Raw genomic sequence first — 24330 nt, 5'->3', positions numbered from 1 at the left:
GGCCGACCGACCGCTCGATCGGGATCCGCTGGCTTGGTGACTCTGCCGACCACGAGCTGCCGCACCGGTCGCGATCGTTACAATATAAGTACCCGATAGGTTTCGGGAACAGAGACTCGGCCGAGTCGCACCACGTACCGGTATGGCCACGGAACAGCGGGACCGGACTGCGACCGGGACGTCTCGTTCGGACGGCCAGTACGAGGCGCACCTCGAGCGCAGTCGAACGGTCTGGAACCGATGGAGCGACTACTACGGGCAGAGCGAGCGGGATTTCGAGCCGATTCGCGAGGCGGCCATCGACCGGCTGACCCTCGAACCGGTCGATCGCGTGCTCGAGGTCGGCTGTGGCCCGGGCGTCAACTTCGAGCGGATCCGCGAGGAGATCGGCGCGGACGGCGAACTCGTCGCCGTCGATTACAGCCCGGGCATGGTGGCGAACGCGCGCGAGCGCATCGAGGCCCACGGCTGGGAGAACGTCAGCGTGCGGCAGGCCGACGCGACGGTCGTCGCGTTCGACAAGCCCTTCGACGCGGCGCTCGCATCGCTTTCGCTGTCCGTAATGCCTGACGTCCGACGCGCCGTGGAGAACGTCTACCGCTCACTCGTCCCCGGTGCACGCCTCGCAGTCGTCGACGTTCGGCCGGCTCCGAGCGGCCCCCTTCGGGTACTGAATCCGCTCATCCGGCGGTTCTTCCGCTGGTACGCGAACTGGAATCCCGACGGCGACGTCGCGGGGTCGCTCGAGGCCGTCTTCGATACGTGCGAACTCGCGGACACGCACTTCGCCGGCACCGCGTACACGGCACTCTGCGCGAAACGAGCGGCCGACTGATCGGTGCCTACGGTCCCGCATCGAGCACGCGGTCGACCGCGGTGGCCTCGGCTCGACGGAGGAGTTCCGACGCCGTCGAGACGGCACACTCGAGTTCGTCGGCGACCGCTTCGATTCCGCCCGTTCGCGGAATTTCGTAGTAGCCGACGTCGCGGGCCGCGCGGAGCGCTGCCAGTTGTCGATCGGTCACGGACGGTTCGGTGACCGTTACGTCTTCGCTCACCCAGCGGACGTCCAGTGTCAGTCTCTCTGGGACTTCGTCGAGGACGGCCGTCAGCGCCTTCGAGTGGCCGACGACCGTCAGTCGGATCGTCCGATCGGCTCGAATTTCGATCGGCGGAACGACCACGACGGTCTCTTTGGAAAGCGCGTTCAGCAGCGAGACGCCTTCAGAGTCGAGCTCTCGGCGGAGGTAGCAGAAGAACCCGCCGTCGGCCGGCGTGATATCGTACTCCAAGACGGTTTCCAGGTCGGCCAGTCGCGACTCGTAGGCCTCGGCATCGCCGTAGACGAACGACGTGATCGTCTCGACGCCGTCGACCGCCTGCCCGCCCACGATAACCTCTCGCTCGATGCGGGGCGACTCGCAGATCACCTCGTGGAGCGGTGAAACCGCTTCCGGCGCGTACTCCAGTTCGACGCGCATCGATTTCATGGCTCGAGTATGTCGACCGAAGCAGATAAACCCCGATAGCTATCGGATGAGTTTCCACGTCTCGTCGCGGTAGACACCGATCTGTGCCGACGTTCCGTCCGGCGATAGTTCCGGTACGGATCGATCCCCGAGATTCGAGTTGCCCCGCCTCGAGCGAATGAACCGATCGAAGAAATCAGAAAAGCGGTCAGTCAGCGAGCGATTCGAACCGTTGTCGCGATCACTCCGTGAACGTGATCCAGCCGTCGGGGGCCTGCGCTTTCACGTCGTTCATCGCTTCGCGGGCGGCGGTCCGCGTCTCGTAGGTCTGCGTGCTCTCGGCCATCGTCGTCCCGTACTCGTCGATGAGCTGCCAGACCCAGCCGTCCTCCGCGATGTGGAGTTCGAAGGAGACGCTGTCGATCTCGAGGATGCTCGCCGCCTCGATGAGATCGCGAACGTCCTCGAGGGCCTCGCGGGCGTCTTCGGTCGTCTCGTAGGTCTCGGACCCGGTCGCGACGGTCCGTCCGTCCTCGTCGATGAGCCGCCAGTGCCAGCGGTCGTCCTCGTTGGCGACGAGTTCGAAGGACGCGACGTCGAAGTCGACGCGGCCGGCCTTCGGCGCGAGCTGACGGACTGTGTCGACGTCGTCCATGAGGTCGTCTTTGGTCTCGGCGGTGCCGACCCCGTTGGCCAGCACGTCGCGCTCGCGGTCGACGAGGTCCCAGGACCAGCCGTCCTCCTCGTCGAGCCGGATCGCGGCCTCTTCGATCGCGAAGATCGGTGCGTCGGTCGCGTGTCGCTGGAGATCCTCGACGCCGGCCGTCGCCGCGTCGCGGTCGGCGTAGGAGACGTCCGAGTCGGCGATCTCTTCGCGGTCGCGGTCGAGCAGGCGGAACTGCCAGTCGCCGTTTCCGTAGAGCTGGACCGACACGTTGCCGATCGTGTACTGACGGGCCGACGCGGCGGCCTCGCGCACGTCGTCGAGGCCGTCGACCAGCTCGTCGCGGGTCGGATGGGCCTCGTCGCCGAGCGCGACGGTTTCGCCGTCCGGCATGACGAACCGCCAGTGCCAGTCCTCGGTCGCGTACGTCTGGAAGATCGCATTGTCCATCGTCCGCACGTCGGACTCGAGGTGTTCGAGCAGTCGGTTCATCGCTTCGCGAGCGGCGTCGCGGGTCGGGTGGGTGTTGGGGTCCTCGGCGACGAGCTTCCCGCCCTCGTCGATGAGCCGCCAGCCCCACTCGTCGTCCTCGTTGACGAAGAGCTCGAACGCCGCGGTCTCGATCTCGAGCAGTTCGGCCTCGGGAGCCTGCTCTTTCAGCGTCATCATCGCCTGGGACGCCTCGTTACGGGACGTGTGCTCCGCGCCGCTGTCCGCGAGGACGTTGCCGTCCTCGTCGATGAGCCGCCAGCGCCACTCGCCGGAGTCGGCTTCGTAGACCTGGAACGCCGCGTTCTCGAACTCGATGAGGTCGGCCTCGTTGGCCTGCTGACGGACCCGCTCGATCGCTTCCGTGGCCGAATCGGCGTCGGTGTGGGGTTCCGTACTCGCGGCGATGATGTCGCGGTCGTCCGTCACGAGCCGCCAGTGCCACGGGTCCTCGCCGTCCGGCACCGCGTCGGCGCTCGTCGTTCCACCGTCGGCCGCCGGTTCGGGTTCGTCGATCGTCTCGGCGAGCGTCCCGTCCGACGTAGAGGCCGCGCTTCCGGCGGCGCTTCCGTCGTCGGCCTGGAAGACCTCGTACTCCGCGGGTTCGATCTCGACGACGTCCGCCTCGGCGGCGTTGTCACCGAACTGCCGGGCCCACTGCTCGGAGCTCCCCTTGTCGGCGGTTCCGTCGGGACCGCGCGCGATGACGTGTTCGGCTTCGTCGACGAGTCGGTAGTGCCACTCCTCGTCCGATTCGTAGAGTTCGTAGGTCGGCTCGCCGGAGACGGTGATCGACGCCGACTCGAGGTCGGGCAGGAGCGATTCGGCGGCTTCCTCGGCCGAGCGCCGGGAGCTGAACTCGTGGGTACTGGTCGCGAGGACGTCGTCGGCCGCGTCGACGAACCGCCAGGTCCAGCCGTTCGCCTGCTCGCAGAGTTCCACGCCGATGGTGTCGATGTCGAGGACCCGCGCCTGATCGAACTTTTCGGCGAACTCCCGAGCGTCCTCCTCGGCTGTTTCCTGGGTCGAATGGCCGGACTCGCTCGCGGCGAGCGGGTTTCGATTGTCGTCGACCAGTTGCCAGTGCCACTGATCGCGCCGCTCCTCGTAGGTGAACGCTGCCCCTTCGATCTCGATCACGTCCGCGTCGGGACCGCGGTCTTTCAGGAAGCTCACCGATTCCTCGGCACCGTCGCGCTGGTCGAACTCGCCGGCACAGGAGCCGACGATGGAACCGTCGTCGCGGGCGAGCGTCCACTGCCAGGTGCCGTCGCGGTCCTCGTAGAGTCGGAACGCCGACGTCGTCAGCTCCATCAGCCCCGCGGAGCTGATCTGGGATTTGACGCGCTCGATCCCTTCAGAGGCGTCCGGTCGCGTCACGGCACTCTCGTTGCTCTGGGCCAGCGCCTCGAGGTGGAGGACGTGCCACTTCCAGTCACCGTTCTCGTCGCGGAAGACGGCGAACTGAGCGCCTTCCATCGCGTCGCCCGTCATGATCGGCGGATCTTCGCTCGTCCCTTCCTCTTCGACGAACATCCCCTTTCGTCCCGTCAGGATGGGAACGAGGGCAGTGACCCCCGCGATGATCCCGATACCGACCGTGTAAACCGTAATCACCTGAACGCTGTAGTCGACGCCGAGTTCCCGCCAGTTGTTCGGATACGCCCACCCGAAGAAACCGACGCCCCCCAGCGCGACGAGGAGTCCGACGACACTGGCCTGAATCCCGCGTCGCCGTACCGGTAGCATGAGCACGATACCGAACAGACAGAAGGCGAGTCCCGTCGCGGCCGTCACCCCCGCGATCCTGATCACCGTATAGTTGTACCCCTCACCCGCGTATCCGATTACGAACGTTGCCACCCCGGCAGCGCCGATAATATACCCGACGATGAACAGCCAGTACCCGTAAACGTCTTTGCTCGAGTCGGGTTCGCCGACGTACCGTTCGTACAGCCGAAACAGTCTGTGGTGTATGTCAGTGCGTGAAGCCATTGCCAAACTTGAACGGATAACTTGAACGAATCATAATAAAGTTCTGGCTTCCTATTGTGTTTTTGTCACATATAATCGGCAATATTTTCGGGCTCTTCGTCCGTAAAACGATTGTCGAGAAACAAGAACCGATCCGTGACTCTCTGGACCGAGAACGGTTATCGATAGAACGGTTCCACAGGTCAAACTGACGAACGCGCTTCAGCGATGACGGACGGATGGCGCTTTCGTCAGTGGAGCGGCCATCGAATCACTGTTCACCCCCCGCCGTCTGGTGATCTATTGCTGAGATATCTTCTAATCGACCATATTTCGAACGAATGTGATCACTTGAGCACCGCGCCCGCAGGATGTGTCGTACAGACGGACGGCTCGTAGCCGGCGTCGGAAAGGCCGGTCCCCAGCGCGAAGACGGTTTCGCCGAGCATGGCCATCGACGCCTGTCCCTCCGCGGCCGAGACGTCAGCGATGGTTTCGATGACCCGTTCGGTGAGCAACTCGGCGTCGCGCGCGAACAACCGCGAGGCGTACATGAACGACAGCAGCGTCGGCTCTTCGACGACCCGAGAAAGTGCCTCCTTGCCGGCCGCCGTCAGCTGGTCGGTGTCGCCCGAAAGCACGTCGGCGGTCGAGAGTTCGCCGAATGAGACGTACTCGATGCGCGCCCGCGTCGGGATCGCGTCGAGCTTGTTGTCCTGTGGCCCGCCCGGCTCGAGGCGAATCGGGACGCCCCCGTGGGCCTGCGCCACTACGTCACCGAGCCCGGTGCCGGCCTGTACCTCGGCACCGTGAGCGATGGTGACCAGTTCGTTCATCGAGAGCTTGCGTTCGAACACGCGGTTCACCGCGAGCGCTGTGCCCAGTGTTAGCGCCCCCGAAACACCGAACCCGGCACCGATCGGGAGATCGGAATCGGCCTCAACGCGGGCGCTCGCGTCGAGCGTCTCGAGCACGGTCGTCACCGGATCGACCTCGATTTCCTCCCCGTCGAGCACGATAGTTGACTCCGTCGCCGGTTCGATCGTTACTTCGACACCGTCCGTGAGCGTCAGTCCCGCACCTCGTGAGCCGGCTTTCGTCGGATCCTCGTCCGGGTGAGTGCTGAAAAACCCCGTGACATGTCCGGGAACGAACGCCGTCGCCTCCTCGCGCATTACGACCCCGCTTTCGGCCCGAGCGATATAATCTTGAAGGTTCCGCTCCGGTCCGTCGATCGCTCGATTGCGGGTCCGGTTCGGGCCGGTGATGCGTTTCTCGAGACAGGTGGCGGGGCGATCGATAGCGTTCACGAAAAGGGAACGACCCGGTTCGCGGTCGAGTATCTGCCGAGGATGCGGAGACGGTCTCCCGCTCGCGTCGAGTATCGTGCGGTTCGCTTCGTTCACTTATAAATGTACTTCGTATGGAGAAAGAAACGTCAATGATCGGTACGTGTTTGCATGGGTTGCAGTATGATAACTAACGGCACGCCCGGCGACGGGCCGGCAACGGACGAATCGACGACGAACCGACGAACGCTCCTGAAAGCGACCGGGACGGCGATCGTCGGCGGGACGGGACTGGCGGCAGCGTCCACCTCGGCGTCAGCACAGTGGGGCGGCCCCGACGTGATCTCGGTCGACGACGGCTGGTTCGGCTGGAGCGCCGACGGCAGTCTTCCGGTCACGGACGAACTGCTCGTCTTCATCCACGGCTGGTTCGGCGATACCACCGTCTCGAGCCAGGCCACCGACGTGCTCGACTCGCTCGAGGCGGGCGGCTATTCGCCGAACGCGACCGCCGCGATCGAGTGGCCGGCGACGAATTTCAATTTCTACGGTGCCGAAAGCGACACCGAAGACGTCGGCGAGGTCGTCGCCGGACTCGTCGAAGACTTCTACGACGACGGCGGCGGGAACGTCCGTCTCGTCGGGCACTCGCTCGGCGGTCGATGCGTCCTGTGGACGGCGACGAAACTGAGCTCGGGATACGAGATCGAGACCGTCGCGCCCCTGGGCGCGGCCGCCGACGGGTCGGAAGTCTGTGGCGATCCGTGGAACCCCGGGCTCAGCAACGCCTGCGAGGTCCGAAACTATCACTCACAGAACGACTCGACGGTCGGCTCGGCCTACGGTGGCTTCGGCGACACCGCCCTCGGGACCGAGGGCGCGGGTTGTAACCCGGCCGCGAACTACACCGACGTCGACGTGACCGGCAGCGTCGGGGGCCACCTCGAGTACCTCGGCGACGGAGCGGTCGGCGCGGACCTCGCCGCGGCGATCAACAGCGGTAGCTGCGACTGATCGCCCGCCACGTCAGTCGTGGGCGTTCGCGCGGTTTCCGTGACATACCGACACCGCGGGTATCGTTCTGTGGACCGACGCCGAATCGGAGTATCGTATCCGGAATCTCGAGATACAATTATCGCGACGGCGAAGATAACTGATACCCGTACACGGTTTCAGTTACGGTCGATGCATCAATCATCATGACCCAATGATTTTTATACATATAATGGTTCGAGTGGATATACCATGGGGAATCCGGCCACTATATTGGGGGACCGAATTCGGAGTAGCTATGCGCTGAAGCTTCTTCTCGCACTGTTCGTCGTCGTCGCCGCGGTCGCTGCTATCGGATTCGTGATTTACGTCCAGACGGGGACGAGTCTCGCGGACGAGACGGAGTCGACGATGGTTCAGTCCACCGAACTGCAGTCGGAGTCCGTCGCGGAATGGATCGACCACCGGCGGGGACAAACGAGATTCCTGGCGTCCTCGGACGCAGTGCGGAGCGGCGATACGGATCGCATCCGATCGACGTTCGACGCGGAATACGAGCGAATGGACCCCGCCGTTACGGGCGTTCACTACGTCGACGCGGCCGACTACGAAGTGCTCGCGAGCACGCAGGGAGACGCCGAGGGCAGCAGTCTGGCCGACGCACCGTGGGCGAGTAGCGACCGCAGCGGCGGGGAACCGACGCTCTTCGGTCCGTACGAGTCGGAGACCGCTGACGGACCCGTGGCCGGATTCGTCACCGAAGCTGCCGGCGACGACGATCGGCTCGTCGTCCTCGAGTTCGACCTGGTGACGGTGTCGAACTCCCTCGAGCAGCCGGCGAACGTGAGCGGCTCGTTCACCCACGTGGTCGACTCGAGCGGGACCGTCGTGCTGAGCCACCACAACGACCGCGTCGGGGAGCCGAACGTCGATTCGTCCGGCGAACCCGAATCGATGGCCGTCAAGCGAGGCCTCGACGGCGAGGTCGACTACGTCGAAATGGAGATGGGCGGCGAAACCATGTCGATGGGCTTCGCGCCGGTCGAGGGGACCGACTGGGTCATCATGACGCACATCCCGACCGCTCAGGCGTTCGCCCTGCAACAGGAGATCACGCAGTCGGTGATCGCGCTCGTGCTCGTCTCGCTGGTCGGACTCGGTGTCATCGGCGTCGTCGTCGGCCGATCGACGAGTAACTCGCTCGGTACGCTCGCTGAGAAAGCAGGCGAACTCGAGAAGGGGAACCTCGAGACGGAACTCGAGAGCGATCGACGCGACGAGATCGGGCGACTCTACGATGCGTTCGCGGAGATGCGCGATTCGGTTCGAGAGAACCTCCGGAAGTCCGAGAAGGCCCGGAACCGAGCCGAACGGAAGGGTCGGGAACTGGCGGCGCTCGCGGACCACCTCGAGGCGAAAGCGACCGAGTTCCGCGACGTGATGGAGCAGGCCGCCGACGGCGATCTGACGCGCCGGATGGACGCGGACAGTCAGAACGAAGCGATGAGCGATATCGCGACCGAGTACAACGAGATGATGGCCGAACTCGAGCGAACGACCGACGGCGTCAAACGGTTCGCAGACGAGGTCGCGGCGCACGGCCAGCAAGTCACCGCCAGCGCCGAAGAGGTCCAGCAGGCCGGCGGCGAAGTGAGTCAGGCCGTCCAGCGCATCTCCGACAGTACCGAGCGCCAGCACGAGACGTTCCGCGCCGTCGCCGACGGAATGGAGGAGATTTCGGCGTCGACCGAGGAGATCTCGTCGCTGTCCAACGAAGTGACGACGATCGCCGAGCGGACGGCGGAAGCCGGCCAGGAGGGAACGACCGCAGCGACCGCAGCGATCGAGGCGATGGACGAGATCGACGAGGACGCGGAAGCCGCCGTCGGCGAGATCGAACAGCTCCAGGCGCAGGTCGACCGCGTCGACGAGATCACGGAGTTCATCCAGAAAGTCGCCGAGCAAACGAACATGCTGGCGATGAACGCCAACATCGAGGCCTCCCGTAACGGATCGGACATGGAGGGGTTCACGGCCGTCGCGACCGAGGTCAAGGAGCTCGCAGCCGAGACGAAGGCGTCGGCCGACGAGATCGACCAGCTCGTCGACGACATCACGTCGCAGACGGACACGACCGCGACCGAAGTGCGAAAGACCCGTCAGGGGATCGCCTCGAGCGCCGAGACGGTCGAGCGAGCGGTCGATGCGCTCGACGAGATCGCCGGCTACGCCAAACAGACCTACGACGGGACGAAGGAGATCAAGAACGCCAGCGAGCAACAGGCCGCGTCAACGCAGGAAATCGTCACGATGGTCGACGAGGCGGAGTCCCTCAGCGAGCACGTCGCCGAGGAGGCGAGTACCGCCGCCGCCGCCGCCGAAGAACAGACGTCCGCACTCGCGGAAGTGACCGAGAGCGCGACGCAACTGGCCGAACGAGCGAACAACCTGCAGCGGCACCTCGACGAGTTCGAGACCGGTGGATCATCGACGGCAACGGCGCAGTCGGTAGACGACTGAGCGGTCGGACCGACGGCCGCGTTGCGCGGTAGCCACCCGCTCCGTCTCTGTGCATGAATTCGTGGACTGTTCTGATCGCACCTGTACGCGCTCGAGGACGCTCTTGGCACCGTTCAGCGTCGGGAGAGCTGTCACTGTCCCCTCGATGCGAAAAATGAAAATCGTCTCGTTGGCTCTCAGGTCTGTCGCCTACGGCGACAGACGCTGACGATCCCGCGGGAACAGCACCGCTTCTCGGATGTTGTCGAGTCCGAGGATCGTCATGATGAGCCGTTCGCCGCCGAGGCCGAAGCCGGCGTGGGGCGGCATGCCGTACTTGAACATCTTGGTGTAGTACTCGAACTGGTCGGGATCGAGGCCCTGCTGTTCGAAGCCCTCGATGAGCTTCTCGTGGCGGTGTTCGCGCTGGCCGCCCGAGACCAGTTCCATCCGCGGGTGCATGAGGTCGAAGCCGGTCGAGAGTTCGGGATCGTCGTCGTGATCCTTGATGTAGAACGGCTTGATCTCGCTCGGCCAGTCCGTGATGAAGTAGTGACCGCCGACGTCCCGACCGAGGGCTTCCTCGGCCGGCGTCGGGAGGTCGTCGCCCCAGACGAGTTGCTCGTCGAGCTCGCCCGTCGCGTTGATGCGCTCGATGGCCTCCTCGTAGCTGATACGGGGGAACTCACCCTCCGGGACCTCGAAGTCCTCGGCGAGGTCGAGCACCTCGAGTTCGTCGCCGAAATTCTCCTGCACTGCCTCGTAGGACGCTTTGACGATGCCTTCGGCGACGTCCATGGCGTCGGTGTGATCGCAGAACGCGCCCTCGAAGTCGATCGAAGTGGCCTCGTTCAGGTGCCGGGGCGTGTTGTGTTCCTCGGCGCGGAAGATCGGACCGATCTCGAAGACGCGCTCGACGTTCGAGCCCGCGATCAGCTGCTTGAACAGCTGCGGCGACTGGTTCATGAAGGCCTCCTCGCCGAAGTACGTGATCGGGAAGAGTTCGGTGCCGCCCTCCGTCCCGGTCGCGACGATCTTCGGCGTGTTGATCTCCGTACAGTCGAACTCGCGGAACTGGTCGCGGACGGCCCGCAGCACGTCCGAGCGAATCTCGAAAATCGTCTGAACGTCGTCCTTTCGGAGGTCGAGGGTGCGGTTGTCCAGTCGCGTCGAGAGGTCGGCATCGACCTTCTCCGAGGGATCGAGCGGCAGTTCGGGGTCGGCGGGCGCGATGACCTCGACGGCGTCGGGCGTGACTTCGACGCCCGTCGGCGCGCGCGGCTCTTCCTCGACAGCGCCGGAAACTTTGACGACGCTCTCGCGCGAGGCGTCGAGCCCCGTTTCGACGAGCTCGTCGTCCATCTCGTCCTTTTCGAACTTGATCTGGATCTTGCCCGAGGTGTCCCGGAGAATCAGGAATGCGATGCCCCCGAGATCGCGGATCTCGTGGACCCAGCCGGCGACCGTCACGTGGTCTCCCGGCTCGGCGTCGGCAGTGTAGGTTCTATCCTGCATACCACTCGATTCACGCAGGCGGAACTTAAACGCAGTCGTTCGGAGTCGCGTTCGTCTCGCCGATCGGATTCACTCCCTCTGCTCGAGCGCTCTGGCAGTCCGTTCGCACTCTTCGTCGACGGACCGACGAAACTGCTGCGCTCGCTCTCGGCAGTTCGCGACACGCTCGTCGTCGAGTAGTCCGACGAGCTCGACCAGTGGATCCCGATCAGTCATCGGTGGAAGAACCGTCCTCGTCCTTCGTATTTTTGTCGCCCGATACACTGCTGGGATGTATGAACGACCTCGAGCGACTCGCCGACGACGTCCGACGCGCAGACACGGTCGTCGCCTTCACCGGGGCCGGTATCTCGGCACCCTCGGGCGTGCCGACGTTTCGCGGCGACGACGGCGTCTGGGACAAATTCGACGAAGGACAGTTCGCCTACGGCCGATTCCAGCGCGATCCCGAGGGGTTCTGGGCCGATCGCCTCGAGTTACAGCGGGAGATGTTCGACGGCGAGTTCGAGCCGAACGCGGCCCACGAAGCGCTGGCCGCGATGGGACGGAACGAGAATCTCGAAGCAATTCTGACTCAGAACACCGACGGGTTACACGGCGAGGCGGCGCCGGCCAGTGACGGAACGGGCGGCCCGGATACCGACGACGAGACGACTATCCTCGAACTCCACGGCAATTCCCAGCGGGTTCGCTGTACCGACTGTGGAAAGCGCAGGGACGGCGATCCGATCTTCGAGCGCGCGGCCGGCGGCGAACTGCCGCCGACCTGCGACTGCGGGGGCGTCTTCAAACCGGACGTCGTCCTCTTCGGCGAACAGCTGCCGGGAGCCGTCATTCAACGCGCTCGATCGCTCGCCCGCGAGAGCGACGTCTTCCTCGCGATCGGGTCGTCGCTCGTCGTCGAGCCCGCCGCCTCGCTGCCACGACTCGCCGCGTCGTCGGGCGCGACGGTCGGGATCGTCAATCTCGAGTCGACGCCGTGTGACGGTATCGCGGACGTCGTCTATCGCGAGGACGTGACGGACGCCCTTCCTCGGTTGCGGGACCTCGTCCTCGAGTAACGGGGAATCGGACAGTCGCTTCGCTATCGATGGTGACGACGAGACTCGTGTACTCCCGTAGGAAACGGATCGACAGATCAGTCGAGACCAGTTGAAGCGAGTGGTACCCGGTCGAACGGCCACTGAAGCGGTCAGGACGTCAGACGTCGTTGGCCGCCTCGACCGTTTCCCGAACTGCATCGATGCCCTCGTCGTGTGCGAGGTCCCCGACGACGATGACGTCGGCGTACTGGGCCATCGAGTACGCCGAGTCGTAGTCGTGGATCCCGCCGCCGTAGAACAGCGTCGACTCGTCGGTGGCCTCGGCGGCGGCTTCGACGACCCCTTCGTCGCCGAGCATGCCGGAGTACTCGACGTAGACGATCTCCTGCCCGAACATGTGTTCGGCGACCGTCGCGTACGCGGCGACGTCGTCGGCACCGAGGTCGCAGTCGGCCTCCGTCAGCGTCGCGACGTCGGCCTCCGGGTTCATCACGATGTACGCCTCCGTCGTCGTTCGCTCCCAGTCGAGGTCCCCCTCGAGTCGGACCCACTCCTTGTGGGCTTCGGTGATCCAGAACGGCGAGCCGGCGTTGAACACGGTCGGGATGAGGTAGCCGTCCAGCGCGTCGTCCTCGAGGACGACGTCGGGATTCGACGGTTCCTGATAGAGGGCGACGTCGTGTTCGGCGCAGGCGTCGATGACGGCGCTCATGTTCTCTTCGGTGATACCCATCGTCCCGCCGACTTCGATCGCGTCGGTGCCCGTTGCACAGAGATCACCGTAGGTAACGCCCTCGGGTAACTCCTTGTCCGGGTCGATCTTGAGAATGTGGTTCCAGTCGTCCCACGGGGTAGTCATACCGCGTCGTTTCCCGACAACCAGCAAAAGCGCTACGGAACGACCCCGCCTCGAGGATCGCGTCGTTCAGTTGCTATCAGCCACGGCCTGCCGGTTCGATCGAGTGTCGACCTGATCCGAGCGTATTCGGTCGCGACCACCGGCGCACCGCGCCACGATACACCGGCGGCCTCTGAGAGAGTGTTCGACGAGCTCGCCCGAACTACAATTGTTCGGCGCTGACGGCTCGCATGGAGCTGTCGTTTTCGACTTCCCAGATTCGCAGCACGAGGTGTGCTTTACAGTAGTATTCGGCAGTCTCGAGCCCAGTCTGCCCGTTCTCGAGGACGAGCTGGCACGAGGCCCCGTTCGAACACTCTGGTGAATGTTCACACATTGATGCTCACTCGGTCTACTCGTCTCCCGAACAAGGCTTTGTCGGTGAAAGAGTTCGGGTTCGTCGGCGGCCTGGTCCCTGCTACCGGTTCGTATGGTTCCCCCTCGTTTCCGCCTCGAAGTGCTCTACCCTGCGATATTCCTCGGTATTACACGAATCGAGGTGGAACCGACGCTAGACTCCCTGACTCATCAGGTGGCTGCGCAACACGTCGGCCTCCTTGTTGCCGGAGCCGGTGTTGACGACGACGACCGTCTCGTCGCCGTCGAACGTTCCGCGCTCTGCGAGCTCCCACGCGCCGCTCGCGGCCGCCGCGGCGCTCGGGATGAGTTCGAGTCCGGTCGTCTGGGCTACCTGCACGGCGGCCTCGAGGATGTCCGGGTCCTCCGTCGCGACCGCGCCGCCGTCGGTCTCGCGGATCGCCTCGAGGACGCGCCCTCCGGCCGCGGGATCCGGAATCTCGAGTTCGCCGCAGATGGTGTCGGGGTGTTCGACGGGGTCGTGGTCGTCGCGGCCGTCGTCGAACGCCTCGACGATCGGCGCACAGCCCGATGCCTGGGCGGCGTAGAGGGCGGGCAGGTCGTCGATCAGCCCGAGGTCGCGGTACTCCGTCGCGGCCTTGCCGAGCCCGACGAGACCGGTCCCCGTCCCTGTGGGATAGCAGATCGCGTCGGGAACGGTCCACTCGAGTTGCTCGACGAGTTCGTAGAACAGCGTCTTCGCGCCCTCGTGGCGGTAGGGCGTGTCGAACGACCGCAGGGAGTACCAGTCGTCGTGTTCCTCGAGTCCCTCCTCGAACGCGCCGACGGCATCGCCGAACCGGCCGCCGACGACGTTCATGTCGCCGCCGTGGACGTTGACCATGGCCTTGTTCGTGAAGCCGGATCGCGAGGGGAGATACGCGTGCGACTCGAGTCCCGCGCGGCCGGCGTAGGCCGCGACGGCCTGCCCGCCGTTGCCCGTCGAGGGGAGCGCGACGTCGGTCGCGCCGTGGTGGGCCGCCGCGGTGACGGCGACGGACGCACCGCGGTCCTTGCTCGTTCCCGTCGGATTCCGGCCCTCGTCTTTGATGAGTACCCGTTCGACGCCGAGCTCGTCCGCCAGATCGGGACAGTCGACCAGCGGCGTCGCCCCCTCGTTCGTCGTGACCGCCGACTCGCGGGCGAACGGTAACAGTTCGTCGTAGCGCCACTGCGAGTCCAGCGGCCGCGATCCGAGGGTCTCCCGGTCGAGATCGATCGCGTCGTACTCGTAGGTCGGGTCGAGCGACCCGCCGCAGTCCGGACACCGGTGGGACTCGGTCGCGCCGACGGTGGCTCCGCAGTCGACACACTCGAGGCCGGCGAAGGCGTCTGTCGTCTCCATACGACTCCCTTCGGGGCTCCGAACTAAGGGTTGTTCATCGGCGACCCGGGCAACGGGCGATGGTCGGTCCTCGTATCGAAATTCCCGTCGCTACGTGGTAACTCGAGAACCGGACAGAATCGAAGGGGAGAACGGAGAGATCAGTTGTCGCCGGATTTCGACTGCCACTCGTATCCGCGGCGTTTGGCGGATTTGCCGAAGCCACAGGACGAGCACTCCTTCTTCTTCGTGTGATACGATTTCTCTCCGCAGCGACGACACTTCGTGTGGGTCGTCTTGTTCTTCTTTCCTTGGCTCGGGGTTCCTGCACCAGTCATGGAGTGATCGAAACGACGTTATCGCCGCGTATAATGGTTGTGTCTTCGACCGGCGCTTCCTCCTCGAGCCCGTCGGGGCCGGGAATCGTCACGTCGTCGAGGACGAGGTTCATGTGTTGGTCGTAGCCAGCGAGGTCACCGACGTACTCGTCGCCACTCTTGAGTCGCACTGTCACGCGGTCGCCGAGCGACGCCTCGAGGACGTCCAGCGGTCGTCCACTCATACGCAACACCGCAGGTGATGGACACTTAATCGTACCGGTCCGGATTCCGATTAGGGGCGGACGAACGACGGTATCGGAGAGCGCGGTGGTGGCACGGGACAGCGTACTGACGGAGGGGGTTCGGACCGCTGAACCGATCGGACGGGGACGACTGCTGTCCGACGCCGTACGGCAGGCATCAATAGGATAGACCTAACCAAACGGCTAAGTGAACTCTCGTTGACCGTCCACGTATGAGTGACAAGAAATTCACCCTCATCGAGTTGCACTTCGACGGCGAACCACAGTTCGGCCTCGGTTCGATCGGCAAAGCGCTGCCGATCGGTGGTATCGAGTCGACGTCGGAGGCCGAATCCGAACCCGCGGCCGAAACCGACGAGGACGCGTCGACCGACGAGGAATCCGGCGGTGCGGGCAAGAGCGCCGTCGGCGCACTAGTCGCGCTCGTCGTCCTCGTCGCCATCGCCGCGGCCGCGAAGAAGTTCCGCGGCGGTGAGGAGGAACCGGACCTCGAGACCGAAGAAGAACCGGACGTCATCGTCAACTGATCGGCTGCCGGCGGTCCGCTCGCCGCCCTCGGACCGAGCCGAACGCTTTTGCGCGTCCTCGCCGTACGGACAGTCGTGAATCTCTATCGTAGCGCCCGGGCGGTTGCCGGGGCGTCCGGTGACGACGCGATCGACTGGCGGTCGGCCGCCGACGCCGCCAAAGCGGCGACGGATCCCGGATCGATCGATCTCGAGCCCGGCGAGAGCGAGGCCTACGCTCGCGACGTCCGGGATGCGAGGGCTGCCGTGCGAACCGTCTCCGGCGTCGAGTTCGACGTCCCGGAGACCGTCGAGATCCAGAACCGCCACCACTGGATCGACGCCAACGTCGCCACCTTCGAGCGCGTCATGAGCACGCTCGAGACCCACACCGGTGCGTTCCCCGCGGTCGCGCGGACGATCAACACGGGGACCATGACGGTTCTGCTCTCCTTCCTCGGCCGGAACGTCCTCGGCCAGTACGATCCCCTCCTGCTGGCCGACGCGCCGACGGACGAGCACGCGCTGTACTTCGTCCGGCCGAACATCCTCAACGCCGCCGACAAACTCGACGTCGACGCCGACCGGTTCCGCCGCTGGATCGCCTTCCACGAGGTGACCCACGCCGCCGAGTTCGGGGCCGCGCCGTGGCTCTCCGACCACCTCGAGACCCGGATGGAAGACGGGATCGCGAAGCTCTCGGAGGGCTCGTTCGACCGGGACGCGTTCCGGGATCTCGACGCGGCGATGACCGTCGTCGAGGGGTACGCCGAACTCCTGATGGACCACGCGTTTGACGAGGAGTACGAGGACCTGCGGCGCAAACTCGACGAGCGCCGGCAGGGGCGAGGCCCCCTCCAGAAGCTCTTCCGTCGCCTGCTCGGCCTCGGGCTCAAGGAACGTCAGTACGAGCGCGGCAAGAACTTCTTCGAACACGTCGTCGCCGTCCGCGACCTCGAGACGGCGAGCCTGGTCTGGGACGGGCCGGAGTACCTCCCCAGCCACGACGAACTCGACGCGCCGGGGACGTGGATCCAGCGCGTCGACCGCTGAGCGACACCGCGTCCCGATTCGAATTACGTCGTGATCCAGATCAGATACCAGAGCAACGCGCCACCCGCGACGATACCGCCGAGTATCGCCGCGGCGATCACCGGCAACGAGGCGTCGCTCTGGACGGCGATCAGGCCGCCGGAGAGGCCGACCAGCAGGACGAAGGCGGCCTTGAGCTGGCCGGCAGCGTCGGTCAGGGTGCCCGAGCGCGGGGATCCACGCCCCCGACTCATAGCTCGCGGGGTGCGCTGACGTGCATCGAGACGAACCCCCAGTCGCCCGCGCTCGAGTCGTCCGTCTCCCGTTTCACTAACGCGGCGCTCCAGCGGCTCTCGAACCGGTGTCGTTCTCCTGTCGTCGCGTCCGTCCAGGCCATCGTCACCTCGTCGGCGACCGTCGCGAACCCGTCCCGTTCGGTCGCGACGAGATTGTGGCTTTCGACGCGCCACTCCGCAGTCGTCTCCGTCTGTTCCTCGAGGGCCGCGGCGACCTCGTCGCCGCCGAACAGCGACTCGCTGATACCGAACTTGACGGTCGACTCGTCCGCGAGAAAGTACGGGGTCAGAGGGTCGCCGTCGCGGAGCGCGTCGTAATAGTCGCGGACCACGGCCTCGGGGCTCGTGCTCGGTGACATGGCTCTACGCTCGCAGGCCGATCCCAAAGAGCCACCGGACGCAGACGCAGGCGGCGGCCGCGTGCGCGGCTGTCGATTCCGACGGGCTCACATGAAGCCGCGATCGACCTTGTCCGTTTCGATCAGGTCCTCGAGCTCCGAGTTCAGCAGTTCGTCGGCCTCCTCGAACCGGTCGGCGAGGTCCTCGAGCTCGTCGGGCCGATCGTATTGGTCGTACTCCATCGGCCCGAACGCGGGACTCTCGAGGGCCTCCATGACGTCGTCGAAGAGGTCCTGCGGTCGGGTCGGCGCGTCCGCGTGGGTCTCGAGGACCGTCTCGAGGCGCTTCCCCACCGTCTCGGCCTGATCCTCGTCGTCGGGCGGCGACTGGACCGCGAAACGGCCGCCCGAGTCGCGCTCGGGCATGAACGATCCGATCTCGTCGTCGAGGTTACGGGCGACCCGCGTGCCGACGCCGCGGACCTCGTAGGGGTTCTTCGCGTACGTTTTCAGGAAGAAGACGCCGGCCCGGGGATGCGCGAGGTACATGTCTTCGCCGACGCCGCCGGCGCGGTCACCGGCGACTGCACGCCAGTCCTCCGGATCGACGCTTCGTTCGGTGACGTCCTCGAGCACGTCCTGCCACTCGCGAATCCGCATACGCGGCGGTTGGCGCGCCGGCAGAATGAACGTATCGATTACGACGAAAGTCGCCACGTGACGGTTGTGTGGGGGTGTACGACCCGATTCGAACCAAAAGGGATACGGTGGTTCCCCCGAAGTGACCGTAACCACTGGTTTCCCAATGTCCGGCCGCCACTCACTCTCGATCGTCGAACTGTTTCGCGCTACGCCGGCCACGAGCTCGCTGTTGACGGTGGCACCGTTCGCGCTGGCGCTCGGTCAGGTATTCAATAGTTACGTCAACGGCGTCTCCCCGGCGGTCTCGATCACCTTCGCCGTCGTCATGATCGGGTTCTCGATCGTCGCGATGGGCCACCACGCCGCCGAACACCGCGTCGACCGGCTCGAGACGGAGTACGGCCCGGAGCAGGTCTAAGATTCCACTCCGGAGTCGGTCGCGACCGCCCGCGCTTCGCGGGCCTCGTAGGCGTTGTATCCTGCCACCCCAGCGATCAGGAGGCCGGTCGCGAGCGTGCTCCAGAAGAGGCCCCCCGTCATCCCGAACAGCGCGGCCGAGACGATCAGCCAGATACCGAGGACGGCGACGAGAGTCGCGATACCGGTACTGAGCGGGACGTCGTTGGTCACTCGGTAGTAGTTGTAGCCGGCGGCGAGGGCGACGACGAGTCCGACGAGGACGTCGTTCCAGAGCGGAGCCGCTGTGGTCTCGAAGACGAGCACCGAGAGGGCGACCCACGCGCCGAGGACGGCGACGAGCAGGCTCAGGACCGAAATCTTGCGCCGCCGTTCTTCGGTTGCGACTCGTGTCGGTTCGCCGCGCGGATCGCGGCTGCCGGAGCGCTCGCCGTCTCCGACCCCGGTGCCGGAGTCGATATCGGCCGCCGCCCGTTCAGGTCGGTCGGTCGGTCCGTCGGTCCCGGTATCGGCTCCGGTTTCGGACTCGTCGCTCGTCCGACGGTCGTCGCCGTTCGGGTCACTCATGGCACCGAGCGTACGGTTCCGGATTGCAAAAGCGCCCCGCCCGTTCCAGTGGCCGCGGCGATCCAACGAGTCCGAGACCGTCGGTAACTCGATGTTACCGGGATCGAAGCCGGAACGGAACGATCCTCCCGGCGGACGAAACGGGCCGAAACGAACGCGGCACTCTCGGCCGTACGCCGACCGATAGCGTTTTTGATCGCTCGACCGTTGACGATAGCTGTGCACGTACGCGGAACCGTCGCGGGCGAGGTCGACGTGCGGTCGGTATCGACGAGTTACGGCGAGAGCGATCTCGCGGAAGTGCCGCTTCGGCCGGCCGACGACGCCCCGAACGGCGACGCAGCCGCGACTCGAGGCGACGGCGGAACGGCGACGATCGCGGACGGTCGCGAGACGACGACGGTGACGCTGTGGAACAAGTGGACCGAGTCGGCCGAGCTACTCGAGCCGGGGATGGAGTTGCTCGTGACGAACGCGAAAGAAGAGGAGTACCAGGGCGAGACGCAGTACGCGACGACGGGGGAGTCCTACGTCGTCGTCGAGCCCTCGTTCCTCGTGAGCGTGACGTCGATCCGCAACTGGGTCGAGTGTCCCCGGCTGTACTACCTGAACAAGCTCTCCGGGGTGCCGCTGAACTACCCCGTCGTGAAGGGGACGCTCGTCCACGAGGTCTTCGGCGACCTGCTGCGCGGGCGCGACCTCGAGGAGGCGATCGACGCTCGCGTCGAAGAACGAGGTCTCCAACTGGGACTGCTCGGGGAGACGGCCGACGCCGTCGCCGAGGACGTTCGGGAGAACGCGACGGCGATCGAGGGCTGGCTCCAGCAGGGCCGGTTGGACGAGGCGGAGGACGTGTGGCGCTCGGAACAGTTGCTCATCAGCGAGACGTTCGGCATCCGCGGGCGGGCCGACGCCGTCCGGCGCGGGGCACCGGTCGAACTCAAGACCGGGAAGAACCTGAAGAAAGAGCCCCGATTCAAGGACAAGGTGCAGGCGGCGTGCTACGCCCTCCTGCTCGAGGAACACGGCGGCGACGTCGATATCGGAACGCTGCTCTACACCAAGAATTCGGTGCTGGATCGCAACGAGGAGACCGGCGATCTCGATCCGGCGAAGGAGTTCACGATGGGAGAGGGGTTACTGAAGTACGTCGTTCGGCTGCGCAACGAGATCGCGGCGAAAGAGACGTCGGGCGACATCCCGACGGGCTACGAGGCCGACGCGAAGTGCGAGTACTGCTTCGAGCAGGACACCTGCATGGTCGTCTCCGGGCGGCTGGATCAGGAGTCGAAAGCCGGACAGATCGGGCAACCGCTGCCCGACGAGGAACTCGAGTACTTCGACCGGTTTTACCGGGCGATCGAAGAGGAGCGCCGGGAGGTCCACCGCGAGTACGCCAAGCTCTGGGAACAGACGGCCGAAGAGCGGGCGGACGACGACCGCGCGCTGATCGACCTCGAGTTCGTCGAGAAACGGCCGCTCGACGAGGGTCGCTGGGAGCTCAGGGCGCGCAACACGGGCGGTGCGAACTCGAAACTCAGGGAAGGAGATCTGGTGCTCGCGAGCGACGGCGATCCGGTTCGCGGCGACTCCGAACTCGCTCGGATCGAACGGTTGGACGACGAAATCGTGATCACGGCGGACGAACCGGTCGAGGTCACGCGACTCGACGTCTATCCCTCCGAGCTGACGACCGACCGGCTGCTCGTCGCGATGCACGACGCGCTCCTGAAAGGAAACGAGCGACGCAAGGACGTCCTGTTCGGCCGCGCCGATCCCGAATTTGCGGAGATCGGAGAGGAGTTTATCGACAATAACGACCGCCAGAACGAGGCCGTGACGAAGGCCGTCGGCGCGGAGGACTGCGCACTGATCCACGGACCGCCGGGCACGGGGAAGACCTACACCATCGCCCGCGCCATCCGCGCGATGGTCGAGCGCGGCGAACGAGTCCTGCTCTCGGCCTTCACCAACCGCGCCGTGGACAACGCGCTCGAGGCCCTGCTCGAGCAACTCGAGGACGTAATCGACGAGGATCGGGTCGTCCGCGTCGGCTCTGAGAGCGGCATCCGCGACGACATGGAACCGTACCGGCTCGAGCGGGCGGGCGATCCCGACGATCGCGTCGAGAAACTGCAGAACGCGCAGGTGGTCGCCGCGACGACGTCGACCTGCGGCTCGCGGGTGATGAAAGAGCAGGCGTTCGACGTCGCGCTGGTCGACGAGGCCGCCCAGCTCACCGAACCCGGGACCTGCGCGGCGATCAACCTGGCCGAGCGGTTCGTCCTCGTCGGCGACCACGAACAACTTCCGCCCGTCGTCCGTGCCGAGAACGACCTCACCGAGTCGCTGTTCGAACGGCTCGTCGACCGCTATCCCGAGGCCGGCGTGATGCTCGACCGCCAGTACCGGATGAACCAGCGCATTCAGGTCTTCGCCTCGAACGAGTTCTACGACGGCCGACTTCGGCCTGCGACGCCCGAAGTAGCGGCTCGGAACCTGGACGATCTCGATGGCGTCTCCCGCGACGCGCTGCCAGAGAACCTGCGGGACCCGGTCTCGTTCGTCGACGTCGAGGGCGACCGGAGCCAGTACACAGACAGCGAGGAGGCCGCGCGAATCGCGGAGCTCGTCGAGCGCTACGAGGCCGCGGGCGTCGAGCGCACCGACATCGGCGTCATCGCCCCCTTCCGTGCCCAGGTCTCGGAGATCTCGACGCACGTCCCCGACGACGTCGCCGTCGACACCGTCGATCGCTTCCAGGGCTCGAGTCAGGAGGTCATCATCGTCTCCTTCACGGCGACCGGGTCGCTCGAGGGGCCGATCTTCGAGGACTACCGCCGGATCAACGTGGCACTGACGCGACCGAAACGCGCGCTGGTGCTGGTCGGCGACTCCCAGGCGCTCGCGACCGACCCCGTCTACGAGCGGATGCTCGAGTGGGCGCGTGGGTGAGCCGAATCCGTGACCGGTAGCCGCGTAGCCGACCACCGTCGCTTCCGCTCGCGGGTCGATATCATCCGGTCGCCCTCTTCTTCGGACCCGGCCCTCGAGTTGTAGGGATGCAAGCTAACCCGGTAGCCAGTCTCGGACTCACACGTTGCGAGAGAGATTTGTTGTGACACGCAAAGACACGACGGCGAATGCGGGTTCGCCAGCCGACGATCCCGAGGACGAGGTGTACACTGCGCGGCACGATTGGACCGCGAGCGACGTGCCGACGCCGGCTATCGTTCGGGGGGTCGCGGCAGTAACGGGGACGGATCCGATGGAGATGCGACCCCTGTACGACGTCCTCGACCCGGAGGCCGTGAATCAGTTCGTCACCCATGCGAGTGGTCGAGGCCGACCGACTCGGCTCTCGTTTCGGTTCGAGGACTGTGCCGTCGCCGTCCACGCGGACGGCCGCGTCGTCGTCACTCCGTGCGAGTGAAAACGGACTCTCAGACCGTCGCGTCGCCGTCTTCAGCGCTTCGTCACGTCTCGTCTCGGCTCCGCGATTCCTCGAACACCATCGTGAGGAGTTTGCGCTCGGCGGCGTGAATGTGTTCGGAAAACGTCGGCGAAGTGATTCCGAGTTCGGCCGCGACCGCCTCGCCCGAACAGTCGCGGGGCCACTCGTAGTAGCCGGCCTCTAACGCCGCCTCGAGCACTTCGCGCTGTCGCTCGGTCAGCCTCGCGCGCAGTTCCCGTCGGAATCCGGTTTGACTGAACGGCGTCGTGAGCGAGTTAATCTCGCGCTTTGCGGTGAAATCCGCTTCCGGAACGCGGTCGATGAACGAGTCGGTGATCGCGACGGCATCGCATTGAGACGGGACTTCGGCGACGATGCGGCCGGTTCCGCCCTCGGCACGAACGACCTGCGGAAGCGCCCCGAGTTCGGCGAGCGTTACTGCGGGGCACGCCTCGGAAACCCGGAATTCGAGAAACGCACCGCTTTCGCCCCCGCTGAGCAGCCGCGTATCGACGCTCTCGTGAGTCCGGGCGATATCGGCGATCCTCTCCGGTTCGCCGTCGGTGACCGTAAAAAACTCGGCGTACTCTCCGTCACCGCGCGGAAGCATCTCCGCGAGATCGATCCGACAGTCGAGTCGGTTCGACGCGGAGACGAACGGATACGCCGATTCGCTGATCTCGAACTCGATCTCTCGTACCGAAGCCGATCGTTCGCCGCGTTGGGTATCTGTCATTGGAGGGTTCGTGTGACCGTCCTGTTCGTCTGGACCGCGTTCTCAAAATCGTTCCCCAAAAAACCATCCCGAACGGCCGCTAATAAAGCCGGTCGAGAGCGACCGAACGGACTCCGACGGCCGACCGACGATTGTCACTCCTCGCCGTCGGCCTGCGCCCAGAGCGGGTAGAGGTCGTCCTCGATCGGTTCAGTGATCGCCTCACCGTCGAGAACCAGTTCGGGTACACCGCCATCGAGGCCCCGTACAGTCCCGATTTCGGCTGCCTCCAGCCCCGCGTCCTCGAGTGCTGCGAGGCACTTCTCGACCGCGTCGGTCGGGACGGTCGCGAGCAACGCGCCGGAGCCGAAGATCCGCAATGGATCGACGCCGGCGGCCTCGCACAGGGCCGCGGTCTCCGCTCGGATCGGGACGGCGTCCCGGTCCACCTCGAGTCGGACGTTCGACGCGCGTGCGACCTCGAGCAGGCCCGCCGCGACGCCGCCCTCCGTCGGGTCGTGCATCGCCGTCGCGTACTCGCGGACGATTCGGGCATCGGGGACGACGCTGATTTCCTCGAGGAAGGCTTCGGCGCGCTCGCGAACGTCGGGGTCGATATCGAACTCGTCGCCGAAGTCGGCCGCGAGGATGGCGGTTCCCTCGATCCCCGTCGCTTTGGTGAGAACGACGGCATCGCCGGGGTCCGCGCCGCCGGTCGGAACGAACCGGTCAGTCGCGCCCATCGCCGTCAGGGAGAGGATCGGGCGCTCGAGCTGGTCGACGTACTCCGAGTGGCCGCCGACGATCGACGCGCCGATCTCGCGGGCCGCCGCGTCGAGGTCGTGGGAAATCTCCTCGAGGAGCGACCCATCGGCGGTGTCGTCGCCGCCGTCGGCGTCGCCGGGGAGCAAGACGACGGCCGTCAGCCAGCGGGGGTCCGCGCCCGAGACGGCAACGTCGTTCGACGCGACGTACACGCCGAGTTCGCCGACCTGCGAGGCCGCCAGCGAGATGGGGTCGGAGCTCACTACGAGCGTCCCGTCGCCGTCGGGCCAGTCGATCGCGGCGGCGTCCTCGCCGTCCGCAGGGCCCTGTACTATCGTCTCGTCCGTCGCGGCCGCCCCCGTCCGCTCGAAGACGAACGCGAGGAGATCGTCCGGACTCACCTTGCCGGGCATACCACGAACTGGGTGGATGGACGGTTTGTAGCTGTCGGAGAAGCGTTACTCGGAGGAAACGGAGGAACTGTCCACAGCAATACCCTGA

At 65.5% G+C, this 24330-nt stretch carries 25 protein-coding genes; 9 read left to right on the top strand and 16 right to left on the bottom strand.

The genetic code is table 11. The features are described 5' to 3' along the window. Positions 1 to 142: 142 nt before the first annotated feature. A complete protein-coding gene (locus NDI89_RS00410) occupies positions 143 to 835 on the top strand; it encodes a class I SAM-dependent methyltransferase (protein WP_277519494.1) in 693 nt (230 codons plus the stop codon). 7 nt (positions 836 to 842) lie between these two features. Here the strand turns inward: NDI89_RS00410 and NDI89_RS00405 are convergent, their stop codons facing one another. The 3 genes from NDI89_RS00405 to NDI89_RS00395 all read right to left on the bottom strand — a co-directional run bounded on the left by NDI89_RS00405 (position 843) and on the right by NDI89_RS00395 (position 5771). Further along, positions 843 to 1490: a helix-turn-helix domain-containing protein gene (locus NDI89_RS00405; protein ID WP_277519492.1), complete on the bottom strand. Its 648-nt coding sequence runs from the start codon at positions 1488 to 1490 to the stop codon at positions 843 to 845. Between the two features lie 220 nt (positions 1491 to 1710). After that, a complete protein-coding gene (locus NDI89_RS00400; protein ID WP_277519490.1) occupies positions 1711 to 4617 on the bottom strand; it encodes a DUF1508 domain-containing protein in 2907 nt (968 codons plus the stop codon). Between the two features lie 326 nt (positions 4618 to 4943). After that, positions 4944 to 5771, bottom strand: a complete 828-nt coding sequence (locus tag NDI89_RS00395; RefSeq protein WP_277519487.1) for a pantoate kinase — start codon at positions 5769 to 5771, stop codon at positions 4944 to 4946. A 297-nt stretch (positions 5772 to 6068) separates the two neighbouring features. On the opposite strand from NDI89_RS00395, the gene NDI89_RS00390 reads away from it, so the two are divergent. Beyond that, positions 6069 to 6899, top strand: a complete 831-nt coding sequence (locus tag NDI89_RS00390) for an esterase/lipase family protein (protein ID WP_277519486.1) — start codon at positions 6069 to 6071, stop codon at positions 6897 to 6899. Positions 6900 to 7151: 252 nt separating this feature from the next. Next, positions 7152 to 9398: a methyl-accepting chemotaxis protein gene (locus NDI89_RS00385; protein WP_277519485.1), complete on the top strand. Its 2247-nt coding sequence runs from the start codon at positions 7152 to 7154 to the stop codon at positions 9396 to 9398. Positions 9399 to 9587: 189 nt separating this feature from the next. Here the strand turns inward: NDI89_RS00385 and aspS are convergent, their stop codons facing one another. Then, the gene (gene aspS / locus NDI89_RS00380) at positions 9588 to 10892 is read right to left on the bottom strand and encodes an aspartate--tRNA(Asn) ligase (protein WP_277519484.1); all 1305 of its coding nucleotides are present in this window, start codon (positions 10890 to 10892) and stop codon (positions 9588 to 9590) included. Between the two features lie 69 nt (positions 10893 to 10961). Further along, positions 10962 to 11108 (bottom strand): hypothetical protein, encoded by a 147-nt coding sequence (locus NDI89_RS00375; RefSeq protein ID WP_277519482.1) that lies wholly within the window; start codon positions 11106 to 11108, stop codon positions 10962 to 10964. A 59-nt stretch (positions 11109 to 11167) separates the two neighbouring features. Between NDI89_RS00375 and NDI89_RS00370 the strand changes: the two genes are divergently transcribed. Continuing rightward, entirely contained in the window at positions 11168 to 11953 is a 786-nt protein-coding gene (locus tag NDI89_RS00370; RefSeq protein ID WP_277519480.1) for an SIR2 family NAD-dependent protein deacylase, read from the top strand. 139 nt (positions 11954 to 12092) lie between these two features. On the opposite strand, the gene NDI89_RS00365 is transcribed toward NDI89_RS00370, so the two are convergent. From NDI89_RS00365 to NDI89_RS00345, 5 genes are all read right to left on the bottom strand, one after another. Next, positions 12093 to 12794, bottom strand: a complete 702-nt coding sequence (locus NDI89_RS00365; RefSeq protein ID WP_277519479.1) for a phosphoglycerol geranylgeranyltransferase — start codon at positions 12792 to 12794, stop codon at positions 12093 to 12095. Positions 12795 to 12996: 202 nt separating this feature from the next. After that, positions 12997 to 13170, bottom strand: coding sequence for a hypothetical protein (locus NDI89_RS00360; RefSeq protein WP_277519478.1), 174 nt, complete (start codon positions 13168 to 13170; stop codon positions 12997 to 12999). Between the two features lie 174 nt (positions 13171 to 13344). Then, on the bottom strand, positions 13345 to 14535 hold the full coding sequence (locus NDI89_RS00355; RefSeq protein WP_277519477.1) for a threonine synthase: 1191 nt from the start codon (positions 14533 to 14535) through the stop codon (positions 13345 to 13347). 140 nt (positions 14536 to 14675) lie between these two features. Then, positions 14676 to 14852, bottom strand: coding sequence for a 50S ribosomal protein L37e (locus NDI89_RS00350; protein WP_006179941.1), 177 nt, complete (start codon positions 14850 to 14852; stop codon positions 14676 to 14678). Then, positions 14849 to 15076 carry an LSM domain-containing protein gene (locus tag NDI89_RS00345; RefSeq protein WP_277519473.1) on the bottom strand — a complete coding sequence of 76 codons (228 nt, stop codon included), beginning with the start codon at positions 15074 to 15076 and terminating at the stop codon, positions 14849 to 14851. The genes NDI89_RS00350 and NDI89_RS00345 overlap by 4 nt, the downstream gene beginning before the upstream one ends. Before the next feature lie 233 nt (positions 15077 to 15309). On the opposite strand from NDI89_RS00345, the gene NDI89_RS00340 reads away from it, so the two are divergent. Both NDI89_RS00340 and NDI89_RS00335 read left to right on the top strand, forming a co-directional pair. Continuing rightward, positions 15310 to 15624, top strand: coding sequence for a hypothetical protein (locus NDI89_RS00340; RefSeq protein ID WP_277519472.1), 315 nt, complete (start codon positions 15310 to 15312; stop codon positions 15622 to 15624). Between the two features lie 75 nt (positions 15625 to 15699). Beyond that, positions 15700 to 16656: a zinc-dependent metalloprotease gene (locus NDI89_RS00335; RefSeq protein WP_277519471.1), complete on the top strand. Its 957-nt coding sequence runs from the start codon at positions 15700 to 15702 to the stop codon at positions 16654 to 16656. Positions 16657 to 16679: 23 nt separating this feature from the next. Here the strand turns inward: NDI89_RS00335 and NDI89_RS00330 are convergent, their stop codons facing one another. From NDI89_RS00330 to NDI89_RS00320, 3 genes are all read right to left on the bottom strand, one after another. Next, positions 16680 to 16889 (bottom strand): hypothetical protein, encoded by a 210-nt coding sequence (locus NDI89_RS00330; protein WP_277519470.1) that lies wholly within the window; start codon positions 16887 to 16889, stop codon positions 16680 to 16682. Then, a complete protein-coding gene (locus NDI89_RS00325; protein WP_277519469.1) occupies positions 16886 to 17290 on the bottom strand; it encodes a nuclear transport factor 2 family protein in 405 nt (134 codons plus the stop codon). Before NDI89_RS00325 ends, NDI89_RS00330 begins: the two co-directional genes overlap by 4 nt. Before the next feature lie 87 nt (positions 17291 to 17377). After that, a complete protein-coding gene (locus NDI89_RS00320) occupies positions 17378 to 17929 on the bottom strand; it encodes a hypothetical protein (protein WP_277519468.1) in 552 nt (183 codons plus the stop codon). Positions 17930 to 18074: 145 nt separating this feature from the next. Between NDI89_RS00320 and NDI89_RS00315 the strand changes: the two genes are divergently transcribed. Continuing rightward, positions 18075 to 18329 (top strand): hypothetical protein, encoded by a 255-nt coding sequence (locus tag NDI89_RS00315; RefSeq protein WP_277519467.1) that lies wholly within the window; start codon positions 18075 to 18077, stop codon positions 18327 to 18329. Here NDI89_RS00315 and NDI89_RS00310 read toward each other — a convergent pair. Then, positions 18326 to 18895, bottom strand: a complete 570-nt coding sequence (locus NDI89_RS00310; protein WP_277519466.1) for an SPW repeat protein — start codon at positions 18893 to 18895, stop codon at positions 18326 to 18328. The two genes, NDI89_RS00315 and NDI89_RS00310, sit on opposite strands and share 4 nt — an antisense overlap. Before the next feature lie 219 nt (positions 18896 to 19114). Here NDI89_RS00310 and NDI89_RS00305 point away from each other — a divergent pair, with 219 nt between their 5' ends. Both NDI89_RS00305 and NDI89_RS00300 read left to right on the top strand, forming a co-directional pair. After that, positions 19115 to 21850 carry an AAA domain-containing protein gene (locus NDI89_RS00305; protein ID WP_277519465.1) on the top strand — a complete coding sequence of 912 codons (2736 nt, stop codon included), beginning with the start codon at positions 19115 to 19117 and terminating at the stop codon, positions 21848 to 21850. A 163-nt stretch (positions 21851 to 22013) separates the two neighbouring features. Beyond that, positions 22014 to 22328: a HalOD1 output domain-containing protein gene (locus NDI89_RS00300; protein ID WP_277519464.1), complete on the top strand. Its 315-nt coding sequence runs from the start codon at positions 22014 to 22016 to the stop codon at positions 22326 to 22328. 43 nt (positions 22329 to 22371) lie between these two features. Here NDI89_RS00300 and NDI89_RS00295 read toward each other — a convergent pair whose 3' ends face one another. Further along, the gene (locus NDI89_RS00295; protein ID WP_277519463.1) at positions 22372 to 23085 is read right to left on the bottom strand and encodes a helix-turn-helix domain-containing protein; all 714 of its coding nucleotides are present in this window, start codon (positions 23083 to 23085) and stop codon (positions 22372 to 22374) included. 134 nt (positions 23086 to 23219) lie between these two features. After that, entirely contained in the window at positions 23220 to 24242 is a 1023-nt protein-coding gene (locus NDI89_RS00290) for an AIR synthase family protein (protein WP_277519462.1), read from the bottom strand. Positions 24243 to 24330: the final 88 nt, after the last annotated feature.

The organism is Natrinema salsiterrestre, assembly GCF_029502005.1.
Lineage (GTDB): Archaea > Halobacteriota > Halobacteria > Halobacteriales > Natrialbaceae > Natrinema > Natrinema salsiterrestre.
The sequence above is the reverse complement of the archived record's forward strand: the minus strand, read 5'-3'. Positions and strand labels throughout refer to the sequence as shown.

Bases quoted from the DNA above. Each gene is read 5' to 3' on its own strand.
- aspS (WP_277519484.1), bottom strand. From the start codon at position 10,892: ATGCAGGATAGAACCTACACTGCCGACGCCGAGCCGGGAGACCACGTG.
- NDI89_RS00365 (WP_277519479.1), bottom strand. From the start codon at position 12,794: ATGACTACCCCGTGGGACGACTGGAACCACATTCTCAAGATCGACCCG.
- NDI89_RS00315 (WP_277519467.1), top strand. From the start codon at position 18,075: ATGTCCGGCCGCCACTCACTCTCGATCGTCGAACTGTTTCGCGCTACG.
- NDI89_RS00295 (WP_277519463.1), bottom strand. From the start codon at position 23,085: ATGACAGATACCCAACGCGGCGAACGATCGGCTTCGGTACGAGAGATC.
- NDI89_RS00390 (WP_277519486.1), top strand. From the start codon at position 6,069: ATGATAACTAACGGCACGCCCGGCGACGGGCCGGCAACGGACGAATCG.
- NDI89_RS00290 (WP_277519462.1), bottom strand. From the start codon at position 24,242: ATGCCCGGCAAGGTGAGTCCGGACGATCTCCTCGCGTTCGTCTTCGAG.
- NDI89_RS00345 (WP_277519473.1), bottom strand. From the start codon at position 15,076: ATGAGTGGACGACCGCTGGACGTCCTCGAGGCGTCGCTCGGCGACCGC.
- NDI89_RS00330 (WP_277519470.1), bottom strand. From the start codon at position 16,889: ATGAGTCGGGGGCGTGGATCCCCGCGCTCGGGCACCCTGACCGACGCT.
- NDI89_RS00405 (WP_277519492.1), bottom strand. From the start codon at position 1,490: ATGAAATCGATGCGCGTCGAACTGGAGTACGCGCCGGAAGCGGTTTCA.
- NDI89_RS00400 (WP_277519490.1), bottom strand. From the start codon at position 4,617: ATGGCTTCACGCACTGACATACACCACAGACTGTTTCGGCTGTACGAA.
- NDI89_RS00320 (WP_277519468.1), bottom strand. From the start codon at position 17,929: ATGCGGATTCGCGAGTGGCAGGACGTGCTCGAGGACGTCACCGAACGA.
- NDI89_RS00410 (WP_277519494.1), top strand. From the start codon at position 143: ATGGCCACGGAACAGCGGGACCGGACTGCGACCGGGACGTCTCGTTCG.
- NDI89_RS00310 (WP_277519466.1), bottom strand. From the start codon at position 18,895: ATGAGTGACCCGAACGGCGACGACCGTCGGACGAGCGACGAGTCCGAA.
- NDI89_RS00340 (WP_277519472.1), top strand. From the start codon at position 15,310: ATGAGTGACAAGAAATTCACCCTCATCGAGTTGCACTTCGACGGCGAA.
- NDI89_RS00355 (WP_277519477.1), bottom strand. From the start codon at position 14,535: ATGGAGACGACAGACGCCTTCGCCGGCCTCGAGTGTGTCGACTGCGGA.
- NDI89_RS00370 (WP_277519480.1), top strand. From the start codon at position 11,168: ATGAACGACCTCGAGCGACTCGCCGACGACGTCCGACGCGCAGACACG.
- NDI89_RS00375 (WP_277519482.1), bottom strand. From the start codon at position 11,108: ATGACTGATCGGGATCCACTGGTCGAGCTCGTCGGACTACTCGACGAC.
- NDI89_RS00350 (WP_006179941.1), bottom strand. From the start codon at position 14,852: ATGACTGGTGCAGGAACCCCGAGCCAAGGAAAGAAGAACAAGACGACC.
- NDI89_RS00325 (WP_277519469.1), bottom strand. From the start codon at position 17,290: ATGTCACCGAGCACGAGCCCCGAGGCCGTGGTCCGCGACTATTACGAC.
- NDI89_RS00395 (WP_277519487.1), bottom strand. From the start codon at position 5,771: ATGCGCGAGGAGGCGACGGCGTTCGTTCCCGGACATGTCACGGGGTTT.
- NDI89_RS00360 (WP_277519478.1), bottom strand. From the start codon at position 13,170: ATGTGTGAACATTCACCAGAGTGTTCGAACGGGGCCTCGTGCCAGCTC.